At 62.3% G+C, this 16,916-nt stretch carries 12 protein-coding genes and 1 pseudogene; 10 read left to right on the forward strand and 3 right to left on the reverse strand.

Translation table 11 applies throughout. From position 1 onward, the window contains the following. Window positions 1-89: 89 nt before the first annotated feature. The 5 genes from C4K27_RS16000 (at window position 90) to C4K27_RS16020 (ending at window position 7,070) form a co-directional block, all read left to right on the forward strand. Window positions 90-1,919 carry a DUF1302 domain-containing protein gene (locus tag C4K27_RS16000; protein WP_053261210.1) on the forward strand — a complete coding sequence of 610 codons (1,830 nt, stop codon included), beginning with the start codon at window positions 90-92 and terminating at the stop codon, window positions 1,917-1,919. A gap of 11 nt (window positions 1,920-1,930) precedes the next feature. Then, window positions 1,931-3,307: a DUF1329 domain-containing protein gene (locus C4K27_RS16005; RefSeq protein WP_053261211.1), complete on the forward strand. Its 1,377-nt coding sequence runs from the start codon at window positions 1,931-1,933 to the stop codon at window positions 3,305-3,307. Between the two features lie 170 nt (window positions 3,308-3,477). After that, window positions 3,478-4,401 carry a LysR family transcriptional regulator gene (locus C4K27_RS16010; RefSeq protein ID WP_053261212.1) on the forward strand — a complete coding sequence of 308 codons (924 nt, stop codon included), beginning with the start codon at window positions 3,478-3,480 and terminating at the stop codon, window positions 4,399-4,401. Between the two features lie 178 nt (window positions 4,402-4,579). Further along, the gene (locus C4K27_RS16015) at window positions 4,580-5,770 is read left to right on the forward strand and encodes a M20 aminoacylase family protein (RefSeq protein ID WP_053261213.1); all 1,191 of its coding nucleotides are present in this window, start codon (window positions 4,580-4,582) and stop codon (window positions 5,768-5,770) included. A 4-nt stretch (window positions 5,771-5,774) separates the two neighbouring features. After that, window positions 5,775-7,070 carry an MFS transporter gene (locus C4K27_RS16020; RefSeq protein ID WP_053261214.1) on the forward strand — a complete coding sequence of 432 codons (1,296 nt, stop codon included), beginning with the start codon at window positions 5,775-5,777 and terminating at the stop codon, window positions 7,068-7,070. A gap of 25 nt (window positions 7,071-7,095) precedes the next feature. Here C4K27_RS16020 and C4K27_RS16025 read toward each other — a convergent pair. Next, window positions 7,096-7,212, reverse strand: a pseudogene (locus C4K27_RS16025) (isopenicillin N synthase family oxygenase); the annotation flags it as partial. A 270-nt stretch (window positions 7,213-7,482) separates the two neighbouring features. On the opposite strand from C4K27_RS16025, the gene C4K27_RS16030 reads away from it, so the two are divergent. Beyond that, the gene (locus tag C4K27_RS16030) at window positions 7,483-8,268 is read left to right on the forward strand and encodes an IclR family transcriptional regulator (RefSeq protein ID WP_053261215.1); all 786 of its coding nucleotides are present in this window, start codon (window positions 7,483-7,485) and stop codon (window positions 8,266-8,268) included. Here the strand turns inward: C4K27_RS16030 and C4K27_RS16035 are convergent. Both C4K27_RS16035 and C4K27_RS16040 read right to left on the reverse strand, forming a co-directional pair. Next, on the reverse strand, window positions 8,265-9,758 hold the full coding sequence (locus C4K27_RS16035; RefSeq protein ID WP_053261216.1) for a class I adenylate-forming enzyme family protein: 1,494 nt from the start codon (window positions 9,756-9,758) through the stop codon (window positions 8,265-8,267). The genes C4K27_RS16030 and C4K27_RS16035 overlap by 4 nt on opposite strands. Window positions 9,759-9,760: 2 nt before the next feature. Further along, complete coding sequence (locus C4K27_RS16040; RefSeq protein WP_053261217.1) at window positions 9,761-10,783, reverse strand: alcohol dehydrogenase catalytic domain-containing protein; 1,023 nt, start codon at window positions 10,781-10,783, stop codon at window positions 9,761-9,763. A 147-nt stretch (window positions 10,784-10,930) separates the two neighbouring features. Here C4K27_RS16040 and C4K27_RS16045 point away from each other — a divergent pair, with 147 nt between their 5' ends. The 4 genes from C4K27_RS16045 (at window position 10,931) to C4K27_RS16060 (ending at window position 16,821) form a co-directional block, all read left to right on the forward strand. Continuing rightward, the gene (locus C4K27_RS16045) at window positions 10,931-11,632 is read left to right on the forward strand and encodes an enoyl-CoA hydratase/isomerase family protein (protein WP_053261218.1); all 702 of its coding nucleotides are present in this window, start codon (window positions 10,931-10,933) and stop codon (window positions 11,630-11,632) included. Window positions 11,633-11,737: 105 nt separating this feature from the next. Beyond that, complete coding sequence (locus tag C4K27_RS16050) at window positions 11,738-14,263, forward strand: TonB-dependent receptor plug domain-containing protein (RefSeq protein WP_053261219.1); 2,526 nt, start codon at window positions 11,738-11,740, stop codon at window positions 14,261-14,263. A 6-nt stretch (window positions 14,264-14,269) separates the two neighbouring features. Continuing rightward, a complete protein-coding gene (locus C4K27_RS16055; RefSeq protein ID WP_053261220.1) occupies window positions 14,270-15,616 on the forward strand; it encodes an MFS transporter in 1,347 nt (448 codons plus the stop codon). A 20-nt stretch (window positions 15,617-15,636) separates the two neighbouring features. Next, window positions 15,637-16,821 carry an acyl-CoA dehydrogenase family protein gene (locus tag C4K27_RS16060; protein ID WP_053261221.1) on the forward strand — a complete coding sequence of 395 codons (1,185 nt, stop codon included), beginning with the start codon at window positions 15,637-15,639 and terminating at the stop codon, window positions 16,819-16,821. The last annotated feature ends 95 nt before the right edge of the window (window positions 16,822-16,916 follow it).

Below are 16,916 nucleotides of genomic sequence, written 5' to 3' on the forward strand. Positions count from 1 at the left end.
ACGCAATGTTCTCAACAGTTACCCAGCGATGCGCCGTGTGGCGACTGCCCGCGGCCTTCCTAGCACAGCACGCCCAGGCGGAGAGCAGTATGAACATAACAACAAAAGGCGCAGGGGCTATGCTCCCCCATGCTCTGGCACTGGCTACAACCCTTGCAGCGCTACCTGCACAGGCTGTTAATTTCAACATCGGGGAAATCGAGGGTCGGCTCGACTCATCGCTGACCTTCGGTACCAGTTGGGCAATGGATAAAGCCGACGCCAAGTTCGTCGGCAAAGCCAACGGTGGCAAGGCGTCCAGCAGCACCAGTGACGACGGCCGTCTCAACTTCAAGCGAGGCGAGACCTTTTCGAAAATCTTCAAAGGCCTGCATGACCTGCAACTGAGCTACGGCGAAACTGGCGTCTTCATGCGTGGCAAGTACTGGTACGACTTTGAACTGAAGGATGAGCATCGCCCGCTCTATGACATCGATGACAGTGGTCGCGACAATGCCGCCCAGGCCTCGGGCGTCGAGTTGCTGGATGCGTTCGTCTACCACAACTACCTATTGGGCGACCTGCCCGGCAGCGTGCGTGCCGGCAAGCAAGTGGTGAGCTGGGGTGAGAGCACCTTTATCGGCAACGGCATCAATGCCATCAACCCTGCCGACGTTGCCGCACTGCGCCGTCCTGGCTCGGAAATCAAGGAAGGACTGATCCCGGTGAATATGCTGTATGTCACCCAGGGGCTGACTGAAAACCTGTCGGTGGAGGCCTTCTACCAGCTGGAATGGGAAAAAACAGTCCTGGATAACTGCGGCACCTTCTTCGGCGGCGATACCGCCCCCAAGGGCTGCAACTACGGGATGACAACCAACGGCAGCGACTTCAAGCGCGATGATGCCACCTATGGCTGGGTACCCCGTGGCGCGGATCGGGACGCTCGTGACAGTGGCCAGTTCGGCGTGGCGCTGCGCTGGCTGGTGCCGGAGCTGAACGATACCGAGTTCGGTTTCTATGCCCTGAATTATCACAGCCGCACACCGGAAAGCATGTGGACTGCCAGCAATGCCAGCAGCCCCGGAGCGATTCTCGGCGCACCGGGCGCATCGACCGCCAGTTATTACCTGGACTATCCGGAAGATATCCATCTTTACGGCATCAGCTTCGCCACCACTACGCCCGACGGCACCGCGCTGTCCGGCGAGATCAGCCACCGGCCGAACATGCCACTGGCACTCAACGGCATAGATGTTTCCACATCGGCGAGTGTTGGTCGGCTCTACACCCTGGGCGGGATGAACGGCCTGGCAATCTTCGACACCGACTGGGCCGACAGCCGCTATCGCAGCCTGGTACAGGGTTACAAGCGCATGCCCTTCACCCAGGCCCAGATCAGTGCCGTACACACATTCGATCAGGTGCTGGGAGGCGACCGCCTGACGCTAATCGGCGAAGTCGGCTACAGCCATATCGGCAACCTCGGCTCGACCGACGGCTCCGACCTGCGTTTCGGCCGCAGCAGCGTATTCGGCATGGGGTCGCTGCCTTCGTCTGCCGTTGCCACCCTCCCGGGCGTCGGCAGTGTACGCGGTAACCGCATGTGTACGGCGGTGCTCAATACCGCCAACCCCGGCCAGTGCACCGACAAGGGTTTCTTCACCCAGAAATCCTGGGGTTACCGCCTGCGCGCCGCGCTTGATTTCAACGACGCCATCGCCGGCATCAACCTCAAGCCCAACCTGGCGTTCGCTCACGACGTCGAGGGCTATGGCCCGACCTTCACCGAAGGCAACAAGTCGGTAAGCGTCGGCCTGGATGCCGACTACCTGTCCAAATACACCGCCAGCCTGAGTTATACCGACTACTTCGGTGGTGACTTTAACACCAACACTGACCGCGATTTCCTCGCCTTCAGCGTCGGCATGAATTTCTGAGGGTTATACACATGACGTTCTCCCCATACCTTTTACAACCCTTGCGTGCAGGCGGCCTGTGCTTGGGTTTGTTGCTGACTCACCAGGCGCTGGCTGCCGCACCGACAGAGCAGATCGCTCGACTGGGCAAGGACCTTACGCCAATCGGTGCGGAACAGGCCGGCAATGCCAACGGCAGCATCCCGGCATGGACCGGCGGCATCGGTCGGAACGCCGGCCAGCGTGACGCCAATGGCTTCCTCAGCGACCCCTTTGCGGCAGACCAGCCCCTGTTCACCATCACTGCTGCCAATGTCGCGCAGTATCAGGACAAGCTGACCCCCGGCCAGCTCGCCCTGTTCAAACGCTACCCACAGACCTACCGCATCCCGGTTTATCCAACCCGGCGCTCGGTCAGCCTGCCTCAGGACTATCTCGACACCAGCCGCATCAATGCCGCCAAGACTCAACTGGCAGAAGGCGGCAACGGTTTGCAGAACTTCCACAGCGGTGGCCTGCCTTTTGCCGTGGCGCAGAATGGCCTGGAAGTGATCTGGAACCACATCGGTCGCTACCGTGGGCTGGCCTTCCAGCGTAGGGTGGTGCAGGCGTCGCCGCAGACCAATGGCACCTTTACCCCGAGCCAGATCGAGCAGCAACTGGCCTACCCGGTCGGTCTGATTGACTATGCCCCACAGGAGATGGCCAACATCCTCTACTTCTACCGCGAAGAGTTCCTTTCCCCGGCGCGCCTGGCCGGTGGTGTGCTGCTGGTGCACGAAACCATCAACCAGGTCGAGGAACCGCGCATGGCCTGGCAGTACAACGCCGGTCAACGCCGTGTACGCCGCGCGCCGCAGATTGCCTATGACAGCCCCGGGGCCGAAGGCATGCGCACCATGGATGATTTCGACATGTTCAATGGCTCGCCGGATCGCTTCGACTGGCAACTGGTGGGCAAGAAGGAGATGTACATTCCCTACAACAGCTACAAGATGGGCTCACCCAAGCTGAAGTACAGCGACATCATCCAGCCGGGCCACCTCAACCCCGAGCATGCCCGCTATGAACTGCACCGGGTCTGGCATGTTAGAGGCACCCTCAAGGAAGGTCAGCGCCACATCTACTCGCGCCGGGATCTGTTCATCGACGAGGACAGCTGGCAAGCCGCCGAAGCCGATGCCTATGACGGCCGTGGACAGCTGTGGCGCGTCTCTGAAGGCCACGGCATTTTCTTCTACGACCAGCAGGTGCCGCAGTTCAGCGCCGAAACGCATTACGACGTACTGTCCGGGCGCTACGCGGTCAGCGCGTTGTACAACGAGCAGCCGAACGCCTACCAGTTCGGTGTGCAGTACAGCCGCAAGCAATTCACGCCCAATGCCCTGCGCGCCGCTGGTATTCGTTGAACACAGCACTTCGCGCGCCACACCCTACGGCGGCCTTCTGGCCGCCGCTTTCTCCCGCCGGTGCAGCACTCGGCAAGCATTCAGAACCCGCACCTGTATCATCTCGCCACCCCGACGTGCGTTTTTGCTTTAAATTCCGTCTATTACTCTGAATAGGCGAGGCGTTCCCCATGAAGCTGCACCAACTGCGCGCCATCGTCGCCATCTGTGAAAGCGGCAGCATCCAAGAAGCTTCGCGCCTGCTGCATATTTCTCAACCCGCGCTGTCCAAGGGCATCAAGGAGCTTGAGGCGGAGCTTGGCGTTCCCCTGCTGGTACGCTCCAACCGCGGCATTACGGTCACCGATTATGGCGAACGCCTGGTTAAACGCGCCCGCCTGGTACTCCAGGAAGTACGCCGCGCCCGTGAAGAGATCGACACGCTCAAGGGGGTGATGGATGGCAAGCTCGCTATTGGCGTATCACCGGTCACTCCCAGCCAGCAGTTCGTGAGCAGCCTCAACCGTTACCGCAAGCGCTTCCCCAAGGTCCAGGTGCAGATCCATGAACTGCGTCCCTCCAAGTTGATGGAAGGACTGCGCGAGGGACAACTTGATCTGGTACTGACGTCGCTGCCGGAAGCCCGCAGCTCCGATGGTTTCCACTGGACTGCGCTGTACGAACAAGCCACCGTACTGGCCGTACGCAAAGATCACCCCATGCGTCATGCCCGCTCATTGAATGAATTGAAAGGGCAGGATTGGCTGCTGCAGGAGTCACTCGAGCAATCGAAGATCGGACAGATGCTCAGCGAACACGGCATCGCCAGGCCAGACAACATCATCGAATGCGCCTCGGTGGTGCTGTACGCAGAACTGGCAGCCAGCAGCGATGCCATCAGCTACTGGTCGGTCCGCGTGCTGGAGCTGACCCAGCGACTGTTCAACAACCTGGAAATTCTGCAGATTGTCGAACCCGTCCCCTTGATGAATATCTCCCTGGTCTGCCGGGATCAGGAACTGATGACGCGCGAAGCCAAGACGCTGGCCGATGAGCTGGTGTACGCCTACACGAACCCGCATGCAGCCAAGTGCAGTGGACTGTTCAGCGACTGACCCCGCCATGGCGTGATCACGCCTCCCGCAAACGCCCCTCATTGCATCCCGGGCGGCACTGGGCCGCCCGGTGCCTGCATAACCAAAACCGATACGCATGCGCAGAGGTGATTATTCAGCGCTCGGTGCCTGCGGCATGCTGCTCCGTACCTATCGCCGTCACCTCCAAGGTTGTCCTATGAATCCGATTCAACCCGCGTTGATCCCGCAGATCCTCGCCTCGCAAAGTGAGTTCGCCCAGATTCGCCAGCGTATCCACCAGCATCCTGAATTGGGCTTTGAAGAGCAGCGCACCAGCCAGTTGGTGGCCACGTACCTGCGCCAATGGGGTTACAGCGTGCACACTCGCATTGGCGGTACAGGCGTGGTGGGCGTGCTGAAATGTGGCAACAGCAGCAAGAGCATCGGCATTCGCGCCGACATGGATGCCCTGCCGATTCACGAAGAAAGTGGCGTGCCTTATTGCAGCCAGCAGGCCGGCAAGATGCACGCCTGTGGCCACGACGGTCATACCGCCATCCTGCTCTGCGCGGCCCGCTACCTGGCCGAGACACAGCAGTTCGACGGCACCCTTAACCTGATTTTCCAGCCAGCCGAAGAAACCCTCGGCGGGGCCAAACGGATGATCGAGGAGGGTTTGTTTCAACGTTTCCCCTGTGACGCCGTCTACGCCCTGCACAATATGCCAGGCCTGCCGGTGGGCATATTCCTTACCCAGGCCGGAGCCATGAGCGCCTCATCCGATGTGGCGACCATCCGCCTCATTGGTGTTGGGGGGCACGGTGCAATGCCGCACAAGGCCAAGGACCCGGTAGTGGCCTCTGCTGAACTGGTGTTGGCTCTGCAGTCGATTGTTGCGCGTAATGTGCCAGCCGGCGAAGTGGGCGTGGTCACCGTCGGTTCGCTGCAGTCTGGCGAGGCACACAACGTGATCCCGGACGTCGCCACGTTGAAGATCAGCGTGCGCTCGACCAATCCGGATATTCGCAAACTGCTGCGCAAACGCATTACCGAAATCAGCCAGGGTGTGGCGCAGGGCCACGGCCTGACCCTGGACCTGCATTACGACGAGCGCATAGGCGTACTGCTTAATACTGTCAAAGAGACCACCCTGCTGCAGAACGTGGCGCGCGAGCTAGTCGGCGAGCAGTCGGTGCTGACCACAGTACCCAGCGGCTACCTGGGCAGTGAGGACTTCGCCGCCATGCTCGAGGTACGCCCTGGTTGCTACATCGTTCTGGGCAATGGCAACAGCGGCCCGAGCGGTTGTATGGTGCACAATCCCGGTTATGACTTTAACGACCAGGCGATCCCCTTCGGTGCCAGTCTCTGGGCACGCCTGGTCGAAACCTACCTGAGCGAGGCCTGAGCCAATGCAGCCCCCTTCCGACCACCGTCGCGGCCTGATCGTCCTGATGCTCATGGCGGTGATGGTCATCAGCGTACTGGACAAGACCATCTTCGCCTTCGCCGGCCCACAGATCATCGACGAACTGCGGTTATCGCCGGAGCAGTTCGGCTTTATCGGCAGTGCGTTCTTTTTTCTCTACTCGGTCTCTGGCGTGCTGGTCGGCTTTCTTGCCAACCGCCTGCCGAGTCGCTGGATTCTCTCCGGCATGTCAGTAGTCTGGATGGCCGCCCAATTGCTCACCGCCATCAGCACCAGCTTCTATGCCCTGGTCGCCAGCCGCATGCTGCTCGGTGCCGGTTGTGGCCCAGGTACGGCGGTGACCCAGCACGCCTGCTTCAAGTGGTACGCCCCGCGCGAGCGAGTCCAGCCCGCCGCCTGGACTCAAGTGGCGATCATGGTCGGAGCCATCGCCGGAGCACTGTCGCTACCACTACTGATCGAGCATATGGGCTGGCGGGTTGGTTACCTGATCCTTGCTGGTATCGGCCTGGTCTGGCTGGTCATCTGGCTGCTGATTGGCCGCGAGGGCCAGCATGACGATACGATCACTGGGGGGCGCGGTGTTGCCCCCTATCGCCACCTGCTGCTCAACCGCACTTTCGTGTTCATCACACTGGCCGGATTCTGCACCTACCTACCCACCGCACTGATCTACAGCTGGGTGCCGACCTATCTGCAGAAAGGCCTGCAGATGACCCCGATGCAATCCGGCTATGTGGTGATGGCTGCCACGGTCGGCGTGATCTTTCTCAATCTGGCAGTGTCCAGCCTGTCGCAGCGTGCTCTCAAGCATGGGGCCAGCGTACGCATGGCGATGGCCGTGCCACCAGCAGTGGCCTGCCTGATCGGCGGCGTAGCGCTGAGCCTGATGGGCTTCGTCGAGCAGGGCCTGTATAGCACCATGGCCCTGTACCTGGTGGGCGGGGTCGTGGTGAACCTTGTGCCAGCCTTTGCCAACTCCATCATCGCCTACATTGCCCCGCCCAGGCAGCGCGGCAGCATGCTGGCCATCCACATCGGCCTGCTGACCAGCGCCGGCATGCTCGCCCCGCACATGGTCGGGCAGGCCATCGGCTGGAAAGGTGGCGATCTGGTCAAAGGCTTCGAACTTAGCATCGGCCTGTTCGGCATCGCCCTGTTGGTCGGCGGCCTGCTGGCTCTGCGCCTGGTCAACCCCGAGCACAGTCGCCAGGAGCTGACCACCCTCACCTCAAACGCTTCTTCGTCCATTCGCGAGCCGGCAGCAAGCCAGGCCTAATTCAGGAAGGCACTTCATGCTTCATTACATCCCGAGCGGCATGGCGTAACTCATCCAGAAATTTCCGACGCTGCTGCGGGCGGCCAGCGAGCAATGACAGATCCAGGGATGGCAAGGCGGTGATGTCCAGCGAGTACGACATGATTCACTCCCATGTGAGTTGAACGATGGCATTCCTTATCGCTCGATGACGTGCACAAGCTGAGGCGTCTGCCGAAAGACGCCGACGGCTATCCGTTTCCGCTGAAACTAAACGATCTTAAAAATCTGTAATAAATATCGTTTTTACATTAGCTTAGGCTCACTTCGTTCTGCTCTTCACCCTGCGGCGGATCACGGCTAACCTTGGCCACCGGCCGAGCCGGCATTCCGTGCCAGCCGATCAAAATGCTTTTCGGAAGCCACTGCCACAATGGATATTTCTTCGACTCAACCGGCACGCAACAACGGCAAGGAAAACGCTGCTGGCGGGCGCGTTCAGGTCATCGACCGTTCGATTGTGTTGCTTCGCACCCTTTCCGGTCTCAAGCACGGTGCCAGCGCACTGGACCTGGCGCGACTGACCGGCATCGACCGCACCACCATCCACCGTCTGCTCAAAACCCTGACCTACTGGAGCCTGATCGAGGCGCAAGGCGGCACCTACCGCATCGGCCCCGAGTGCCTGATCTATTCGGCGGCCTATCTGAATCGCTTGAACCTCAGGAAGATTGCCCTGCCCTATGCCATCGAATTGCAGCGCGTCATAGGCGAGCGCCAGGCGATCGTCTCGCTGTCGGTTCCCGTGGGCGATCAGGTGGTGCTGATCGAACGGATGTGGACCCCAACCACCCCGCTCAACGTGATCGTCGACCTGGCCGACCAGTTCCCCATCGACGGCAGCCCGAGCGGGCGCGCGGTACTGGCCACCTACAGCGAATCGACGGCCCTGGCCATTCTGGGTGAAGAGCGCTATGCCAAGGCGCTCCCAACCCTGGAGCAGATCCGCCGCGAGGACGACTTTGCCTTCGGTCATGGCGAGTTCAAGCCTGGCCTGTCGTCAGTCGCCTTCCCCATCCGGCCCGAGAACGCGATCGCCATGGGCGCGGTGGTTGTGGCCGGCCTGGAGATGGAAGACGAGACCCACCCGGGTTCTCCCCTGGCCAGCCATGTGCGCCGGGCCTGCGAAGGTATCGCGGCGCAACTGGGCAACCTTTAGGACGACAGATCCGGAGCGAGTGCCGCAAGCAAACGGTTCTTCTGCACCTTGCCGTAGTGCGATCGCGGCAGCTGATCGATGAAATAGATCCGTCGCGGTACCTTGTACCGCGACAACTGCGCTCGACAGTGTTCCATCAGTTGCGCCGCCGACAGCTTGCGCGAGCCGTCCAGCACCACCGCCGCACACACCTGCTCGCCCCACTCGACGTCCGGCAGCCCGAACACATGGACGTCGACCACCCCGGGATGGCCCAGCAGACTCTGTTCGACCTCGCCGGGCTGTACCGACTTTCCACCGCTGCGAATGATGTCCTTGCAGCGTCCCAGGACCAGCAATTGCCCATCGGCGCGAATCCGCCCCAGATCGCCGCTGCGCAACCAGCCGTTATCGAGCGCCCGAGCACTGAGCTCTTCGAGCTGCCAGTAGCCACTCATCAACTGCGGACCGCCGAGCAGGATTTCACCGACGCCGTTGACATCGGCCTGGTCGATGCGCACCGCCGCGGCAAACACCGGACGTCCCACCAGCCCTTCGGCGCTCTCTCCGGCACGTCGCGCCGTGGCCATCTGCGCGGCCGAGAGGTAGCAGCTCCAGGGGGCTTCGGTCATCCCGTAAAGGACACTGATGCGCTCACCAAACAGGCGGTACGCACCCTCCAGCGCTTCGCTTGCCAGCGCGGCGGCCCCAACGTCGAGGCTCTTGAAGAATGGCAAGTCCACGGGGGAAGCGTCCGTCTCGCGCAGCAATCGCACAAGCTGAGTAGGCACCAGGGAGCTGAACGCGACCTGATACTCGCGCAATTGCGCAACAAAGCCCTTGCCATCGAAGCGCCCGCCCAGCACCACCTGCCCGCCACTGAGCAGATGCGCCAACACCGCTACCGCGGCAATCGGCCACAACGGACGGACATTGAGCAGCACATCGCCAGTTGAAGCGCCGCGGGCCATGACAATGTTCTGCAAGACCGCACACAGGCTCGCATGCCGGTGCATGACCGCCTTGGGCACGCCGGTGGTGCCGCCGGTGTAGTTCAACGAGGCCAGCGCCTGAGGCGACTGCGCCGGTCGCGGCCGGACTGCCGACGGCACGGCTTCGCTCACGGAACTCAAGGGCCGACACTCGATGCCCGCCAGACGCAGGTCTTCGACCAGTGCCGCGTAGGCTGGTGAAAACAGCAACAAGACAGCGCCAGCGTCGCGCAGTTGGGCCAGCAGCTCGTCCGCGGCCAGTGCTGGGTCGAGAGGCACCCGTACCCGACCGTTGGCCATGCAGCCATAATCGGCGAGCAGGTAGTCGAGACTGGCGTCGGCCAACAGCGCCACTCGCGCCCCGGGCGCGACCTGCAGCCGGTCCAGGGCCTGGCCGACAGCATCGAGGGCCTGATCGAGTTCCAGGAAGGTCAGGGTCCGGGCGCTGGACGGTTCGCGCAGCGCCGGTTCGTTCGGCCATTTGCAGGCAGCCTGGGCAAGCAATGTACTGATGTCCATGGCTACCACCCGCTCAGGACGATACGTCCGCTGGCCTGTCGCGACTCCAGCAACTCGTGAGCCCGGGCCACTTCATGAAAAGGCAGCACGCGATCGATCAACGGCTTGACCTGGCCGCTGTGGATCAGCGCCAGGGCCATGCGCAACTCTTCAAGTGTTGCGCTACCCGAGCCCTGGACCTTGAGCCGCCGCCCGATCAGCAGGCCCGGTGCGATCGGGACACTGCCGGGATGGACATTGCCCAACACCACGACTCGCCCGCCCAGGGTCATGCTGCGCAGGGTGTCCTCCAGGGTATGCCCGAGGTTATCCATGGCCACGTCCACTCCCCTTTTACCGGTGAGTTTCCAGATTTGGGCGCTGTATCCCTCGCTCGTCACTATCACCTCATGGGCGCCCAGAGCCTGCAGGAAGTCATGTTTTTCCGGGCTGCTGGTGACCGCGATCACCCGTGCACCCAGCGCCCGAGCCAGCTGGATCTGGTGCCCTCCCAGGCCGCCGCTGGCGCCGTTGATCAACACGGTTTCGCCAGGCTTGAGTGCGGCCTCGCCGTACAGGGCCCGGACGCTGGTCGCAATCGGGCATGAAGCCAGCGCGGCCTGGGTGTAGCCCAAGCCGTCGGGCAGTTCGATGGCCGAAATCGCCGGCACTCGCAGGTATTGCGCATAGGCTCCTTCGGTGTCCACCGACGGCAGGCCCAGGGCCCGACACAGATCCTGGCGTCCACGCAGGCAATCCCGGCACTGTCCGCAAAAACGCCGCTGGTAGATCACCACGCGGGCGCCCACGGCCAGTTGCGATACCCCCGCCCCGACCTCGACCACGTCACCTGCCGCCTCATGGCCCAACACCACGTCGGTATGCGCCCCTGGCAGGCGGCCGGCGCGGTGCAATAGATCGTGGTGACAGACCCCGGCCGCCTGCACCTTGACCAGGACCTCGCCTGGGCCCACCTGGGGTGTGGGCACCTCTTGGACTTGCAACTGCTCCGGCCCGCCAAAGGCTTTTAGAACTATCGCTTTCATTTTTTATAACCGTTTGTGACCTAATAAGAATATGTTCATATAACAAACAAGTTGTTTGCATTGTGCACATCAATTAAGTTTTCCCCACTTTGACGCGGACCTCAAGGGGCAAAGCGTCTTTCTTTCACACTCAATGAAATCGAAACCATGACAGTCGAGTATCAACACCTTGGTGAAGGGATTCTGGTGGTCACCCTCAATCGTCCGGAGCGCCTGAATGCCCTGGACAGCCAGGCCAAGCGCGAGTTGGCGGAGGTCTGGCAGCGGGCGCAGGACGATCGCGCCGTCCGTGCAATCGTTCTGCGTGGTGCTGGCGAGCGGGCGTTCTGTGCAGGTTCCGATCTCAAGGAAATAGAAACCACCGGCGAGACGGTCAGTAGCGAACTGCTCGCCCGCGCCCTGCCCGGCGTTGGCCATGACCTGAGCAAACCGGTGGTTGCCGCCTTGCACGGCTACACCCTGGGTTTGGGCATCAGCCTGGCCATTCATTGCGATTTCCGTATTGCCCGGCATGACACCCGGTTCAATTTTCCGGAAGTCCAGCACGGCATGTTGTCCGGCTTCAGCGCCATTACCCTGCCAAGCCTGATCGGCGAAGCCGCCGCCCTGGACATCATGCTCAGCGCCCGGCATTTCGATGCCGACCAGGCGCTGAGCATGGGCCTGGTCAATCGGGTCGTGGCCGACGCCTACGACAGCTCCCTGGAGCTGGCCGCGCGCCTGGCGGCTCATTCCGGCAAGGCCGTCGAGTGGACCAAGACTCTGCTTCTGGCGGAGAGAAAAAACCGTCTGAAGCGCCACATGGAGCTGGTCGACCAGGCTCGCCAGGACGTCATGCTCGGCCGGTAACGCACTTCTATAACCAGAAAAGCCAACACTTTCAGCCTCGCCAGTACTGTCAGGAACACCCACCACCAGGAATGGAAAGCGGCACCTCTTCATCGGAGCCTCACCATGTCTCGCCCTTACACATGCTTGTACCCCAGGCTCAGCCTGCTGAGCGCCAGCCTCCTCGGGCTCTGCGCCAGCCAGGTGGCGCTGGCCGAAGAGGACGGATCACGGCCATCGGCCGCCAACGAAACCGCCCTGCAGACCGTGGTCGTCACCGGCGCCCGGGACAGTGGCCGGACCTTGGCCAAGAGCCTGGCGCCCATCGACGTCATCAGCGCCGACGACCTGGCTCGCTCGGGCAAGCAGAATCTGCGCGACGCCTTGGCGGCCAGCGTGCCGTCCTATACCAACGCTGCGGGCTTTACCGGCGGTACCGGCTTGTCGGTCAAGTCCGCCACGCTGCGCGGGCTGGGTGGCAACCATGTGCTGGTGCTGGTCAATGGCAAGCGTCGGCACACCACCTCGCTGATCTTCGTACAGACCGCCACCACCTCCAGCGGCCAGTCGCCCGCCGACCTCGACCTGATCCCCATCAGCGCCGTGGATCACGTCGAAGTGCTGCGCGATGGCGCCGCGGCGCAATACGGCTCGGACGCCATTGCCGGGGTGATCAATATCATCCTCAAGAACAACCGCTCCGGTGGCAGTGCCAGCGCGCTGTACGGGCAATTCAAGGAGCGGGTCGGCGGCAAGGGCAATTTCGGCGCCCGTGGCCAGGGCCAGATCAATCAGGGCTTTGAATTGCCCAATGATGGTTTCTTCAGCCTCAGCGCCGATATCGGGGTTCAGGAAAGCTCCAACGTCGCAGGCGCGGTTCCGGACCGCACCAGCATCTACTTTCGCCAGAACGGCCAGCCCGACCCGCGGGAAACCAGCGAGAGCCGCTATCGCCAGCAACTGGGTCAACCCCGCTCGCAGACCTATAACTTTGGCTACAACGCTGAGTTGCCGCTCAACGAAGCCTTCACCCTGTACTCGTTTTCCACCCTCAGCCACCGCAACTCCACCAGTTGGGGCACCTACCGCACCGCGAACTCACCGCAGAACATCGTCTCGGTGTATCCGGATGGTTTCTCGCCACGCTTCGTGGTCGAAGAGGACGATTTTCAGACGGTGATCGGGGTACGCAACGAAGAGTGGCTGGGCTGGAAATGGGACCTGAGCAGCAGCTATGGCTACAACGACGCCAACACCCGTAACGAGCGTTCGCTGAACCCGTCCCTGGGACCCGACAGCCCTCGTGACATGGATGGCGGACACCTGATCGCCAGCCAGTGGACCAACAACCTGGACCTGACCCGCGCCTTTGACACCGGGCTGTTCGCCAAGCCGCTGAACGTCTCCACCGGACTGGAGTTTCGTCGCGATGGTTTCGAGATCGAGGCCGGCGAATACGCCTCCTATGCCGATGGCGGTTATGTGTTCCCGGTCGGCCACCCATTGGCCGGTCAGCGTCCCAACCCGGGCGCGCCAGGCCTGGTCGGCTTCACTCCGCAGGACGCGCACAACTATTCGCGGACCAACACCGCCGGCTATATCGACTTCAGCCAGAGCCTCACCGAACGCTGGGACATGAGCCTGGCCGGGCGCTTCGAGCACTACAGCGACTTCGGCGATACCGGTAGCGGTAAGCTTTCGACCCGTTATGCCTTCACCCCACAGTTCGCCGTGCGCGGCACCATCAGCAACGGTTTCCGCGCGCCGTCGCTGCAACAGCAGTACTACTCCTCGTCCCTCACCGCCTGGCGCAACAGCCCGATCACCGGCCAACTGGAACAGGCCACTACCCGCTATGTGACAGTCGATGATGCGGCTGGCCAGGCCCTGGGCGCCAAAGAGCTGAAGCCGGAACGCTCGATGAACTACAGCCTGGGGTTTGTCGCCACGCCGACCGAGAACCTGGATATCACCGTCGATCTGTATCAGATCGATATCAAGGATCGCATCCTGCAAACCAGCAACCTGCAAGGCACGGCTGTTTCCAACCTGCTGGCCAGCCAGGGTCTCAACCCGAACCAGATCGTCTCCTACTTCGGCAACCTGGCCGACACCCGCACCCGCGGCATCGACCTGGTGGCCGACTACCGCTATGACCTGGGCCGTTATGGCAAGACCAAGTGGACCCTGCTCAGCAACCAGAGCCTGCAGACCATCGAGAAGATCAAGGAGCCCGCGGCACTGGCCGGCACCGGGATCAGCGCGGTCGGCCGCGACCGCCAGGGCAACCTGACCAGCGCCTATCCGAAGAACGTCACCTCGCTGACCGCCGCCTGGCAACTGGGTGACTTCGACCTCACGCTCAAGCAAACCCGCTACTCCAAAGTCACCGGGCGCAACCAGATTTCCGCCAGCCGCGACGAGGAAATACGCCCGGCATTCATCACCGACCTGAGCCTGGGCTACTACCTGAGCGACGCGGTGAAACTGACCATCGGCGGGGAAAATATCTTCGACCGCCGTCCCCAGCAACTCAACGCCGAGGCCAAGCGTTTCTACTTCTTCCCCACCGATAATCCGACCTACAGCTGGTACTCGCCCTATGGCCTGGAAGGTGCCTACTACTTCGCCAAAGTTGATGTGAGCTGGTAAGGGCCGATGAACACTCCCAGCACCTTGACCGCCCACACTCATCAGAACACCGACAGCGCGGCGCTAGCGTTCGACCAACGCCTGTATCGCAAGCTGGCGTGGCGCATCATGCCGTTCCTGTTCCTGTGTTTTGTCCTCAACTGGCTGGACCGGGTCAACATCGGTTTTGCCCATTTGCAGTTCAAGACTGACCTGAACATCAGCGACGCCGCCTTCGGCATCATCGTCGGGGTCTTCTCCATCGGCTACCTGCTGTTCGAGATTCCCAGCAACCTGCTGCTGGAGAAGATCGGCGCAAAAAAAACCATGACCCGGATCATGATCCTCTGGGGCCTGGTGACCATCGCCACCGCCTTCGCCCAGACTCCGGCACAGTTCTATGTGCTGCGGATCTTGCTGGGTGCGGCCGAGGCCGGATTCTTTCCCGGCGTGATCCTGTACCTGACCTACTGGTTTCCCGCCACCCACCGGGCGCGGATCACCTCGCGGTTCATCATGGCAATCGCCGTCTGCGGGATCATCGGCGGCCCGCTGTCGACCTGGATCATGGGGCACTTCGCCGGCCTCGGTGGCTTTACCGGCTGGCAATGGCTGTTCGTGGTCACCGGCATTCCACCGGTGCTCGCCGGGTTGTTCGCCTGGTATTGGCTGGACGACAAACCCGCCACCGCCAGATGGCTGAGCAGCGCTGAAAAGCAAGCCATCGAGCGGGCTCTGGCCCATGAACGGCAACACCGTAAACCCGGCGGTCATCAACGCTTTGTCGAAGCGCTGAAGGATCGCAAGGTCTGGTTCATCACCCTGGCCTACTGCCTGACGATCATGTGCACCGGTAATGTCACCAACATCTGGGCACCGTCGATCATTCGCGACTCGGGGGTCAGCAACCTTGGGCAACTGGGGATGCTCTCGGCCCTGCCCTATGTGGTCGGTGTCAGCCTGATGCTATGGGCGTGCCGGCATTCGGACCTGCATCAGGAGCGTCGTTGGCACTTCGCTTTGGGTGGCCTGGGCGCAGCCCTGGCGATGCTGGTCCTGCCCGGTTTCCTGTTCAGCCCCTACTCGGCGATTGCCGTACTGACCCTGATGACCAGCGGGTATCTGGTGGCCACGGCGATCTTCTGGACCATTCCCACCTACTACCTGTCGGACCACGCCAAGGCCGCCGGCCTGGCGCTGGTCAACTGCTGCGGGCAGATCAGCAGCCTGCTGACGCCGATCATGATCGGCGCGATCAAGACCAGCACCGGCGATATCAGCTTGGCGCTCTACATCGTCGCGGCCCTGGTGGCCAGCGGCACCCTGATCCTGTTGTTCGGCGTGCCACGCCACGTCCTGCGCGACGCTTCCTGACTTTCTCGATGGACATTCCCATGACCGACTACCTCGCCCTGGCCCAACACCTGGCCACCCAGATCCAACCCGGCGCCGCCGAGCGCGACGCCGGCAGGATCCTGCCCCATGCCCAGCTCGACCTGATCCGCCACTCGGGCCTGGGTGCCGCCCGGGTTCCCTCCGAGTTGGGGGGCGGCGACGTCAGCCAACTACAGGTGGCGCAGATCTTCATCGCCCTGGGCAAGGCCGACCCCAGCGTTGCCCAGGCGCTGTTCCCGCATTTCGCCACCGTCGAACACTTGCGTCTGATCGCCAGCCCCGAACAACAGCGCCTGTACCTTGGGGCCTTTGCCGAACGCCGGCTGTCCTCGGGAGCGATTGCCGAGCGCAGCGGCACCTTTCGCGGCGAAATCCATACCCGCCTGGAGCGCCGAGGCGAAGGCCTGGTGCTCAACGGCAGCAAGTTCTACAGCACCGGTTGCCTGTTCGCCGACCTGCTGAAAATCCAGGCCGTGGACGAGGATGGCAATGCGGTCTACGTGATGCTGCCGGCCGATACTCCGGGCATCGTCATGCTCGATGACTGGGACGGCATGGGCCAGCGGGTCACCGCCAGCGGCAGTACCCTGCTGGAGAACGTCCCGGTGCGCCCGGAGCAAGTGATCCCTTTGGCCCAGTGGTACCAGCGACGCAACTACATTGGTGCCAGCGCGCAACTGATTCACTGCGCCATCGATATCGGCATCGGCCTCGCGGCTCTCGACGACGCCGTTCTGTGGGCCCGTACCGGCTCGCGCCCGGTGCGTGAAAGCGGGGTCAACCAGGCGCGCAACGATCCTTACATCCTGCATACCCTGGGTGATCTGGCGGCCCGTATCCATGGCGCCGAAGCCCTGGTGGAGAAAGCCGCCGGCGCCGTCGACCTGGCCGCCCGTAGCCAGTTGCAGGGCCTGGCCGAAGGTGCCGGGCTGGAGGCGATCCTGGCGCGGTCGTCAATTGCAGTGGCCGAAGCCAAGATCGCCTCAACCCGCGCCGCCTTGCACGTTTGCGAGCGCCTCTACGAGGTCGGCGGCGCCGCCACCACTCAGTCGCGGTACAACTTCGATCGCCACTGGCGTAACGCCCGCACCCACACCACCCACGACGCCCTGGCCTACAAGTACAAGGCTATCGGCGACTACCTGCTCAATGGCAACGCACCGCCCATTGCCTTCACCTACTGAGGCGGGAGGAAATCCATGCGAAGGTGTGGCAGTCGTCACTCATCGGAGGCTGCTTCTATCTGGAGGGAACTGGCGCCGGAAGGCTTCGGCCGGGT

This window comes from Pseudomonas chlororaphis subsp. chlororaphis (genome assembly GCF_003945765.1).
Classification (GTDB): domain Bacteria; phylum Pseudomonadota; class Gammaproteobacteria; order Pseudomonadales; family Pseudomonadaceae; genus Aquipseudomonas; species Aquipseudomonas chlororaphis.

What these genes read in the sequence shown, in the direction of transcription:
- C4K27_RS16040 (WP_053261217.1), bottom strand. Translation starts at nt 10,783, where the DNA reads ATGAAAGCGATAGTTCTAAAAGCCTTTGGCGGGCCGGAGCAGTTGCAA.
- C4K27_RS16010 (WP_053261212.1), top strand. Translation starts at nt 3,478, where the DNA reads ATGAAGCTGCACCAACTGCGCGCCATCGTCGCCATCTGTGAAAGCGGC.
- C4K27_RS16045 (WP_053261218.1), top strand. Translation starts at nt 10,931, where the DNA reads ATGACAGTCGAGTATCAACACCTTGGTGAAGGGATTCTGGTGGTCACC.
- C4K27_RS16000 (WP_053261210.1), top strand. Translation starts at nt 90, where the DNA reads ATGAACATAACAACAAAAGGCGCAGGGGCTATGCTCCCCCATGCTCTG.
- C4K27_RS16050 (WP_053261219.1), top strand. Translation starts at nt 11,738, where the DNA reads ATGTCTCGCCCTTACACATGCTTGTACCCCAGGCTCAGCCTGCTGAGC.
- C4K27_RS16015 (WP_053261213.1), top strand. Translation starts at nt 4,580, where the DNA reads ATGAATCCGATTCAACCCGCGTTGATCCCGCAGATCCTCGCCTCGCAA.
- C4K27_RS16060 (WP_053261221.1), top strand. Translation starts at nt 15,637, where the DNA reads ATGACCGACTACCTCGCCCTGGCCCAACACCTGGCCACCCAGATCCAA.
- C4K27_RS16030 (WP_053261215.1), top strand. Translation starts at nt 7,483, where the DNA reads ATGGATATTTCTTCGACTCAACCGGCACGCAACAACGGCAAGGAAAAC.
- C4K27_RS16020 (WP_053261214.1), top strand. Translation starts at nt 5,775, where the DNA reads ATGCAGCCCCCTTCCGACCACCGTCGCGGCCTGATCGTCCTGATGCTC.
- C4K27_RS16005 (WP_053261211.1), top strand. Translation starts at nt 1,931, where the DNA reads ATGACGTTCTCCCCATACCTTTTACAACCCTTGCGTGCAGGCGGCCTG.
- C4K27_RS16055 (WP_053261220.1), top strand. Translation starts at nt 14,270, where the DNA reads ATGAACACTCCCAGCACCTTGACCGCCCACACTCATCAGAACACCGAC.
- C4K27_RS16035 (WP_053261216.1), bottom strand. Translation starts at nt 9,758, where the DNA reads ATGGACATCAGTACATTGCTTGCCCAGGCTGCCTGCAAATGGCCGAAC.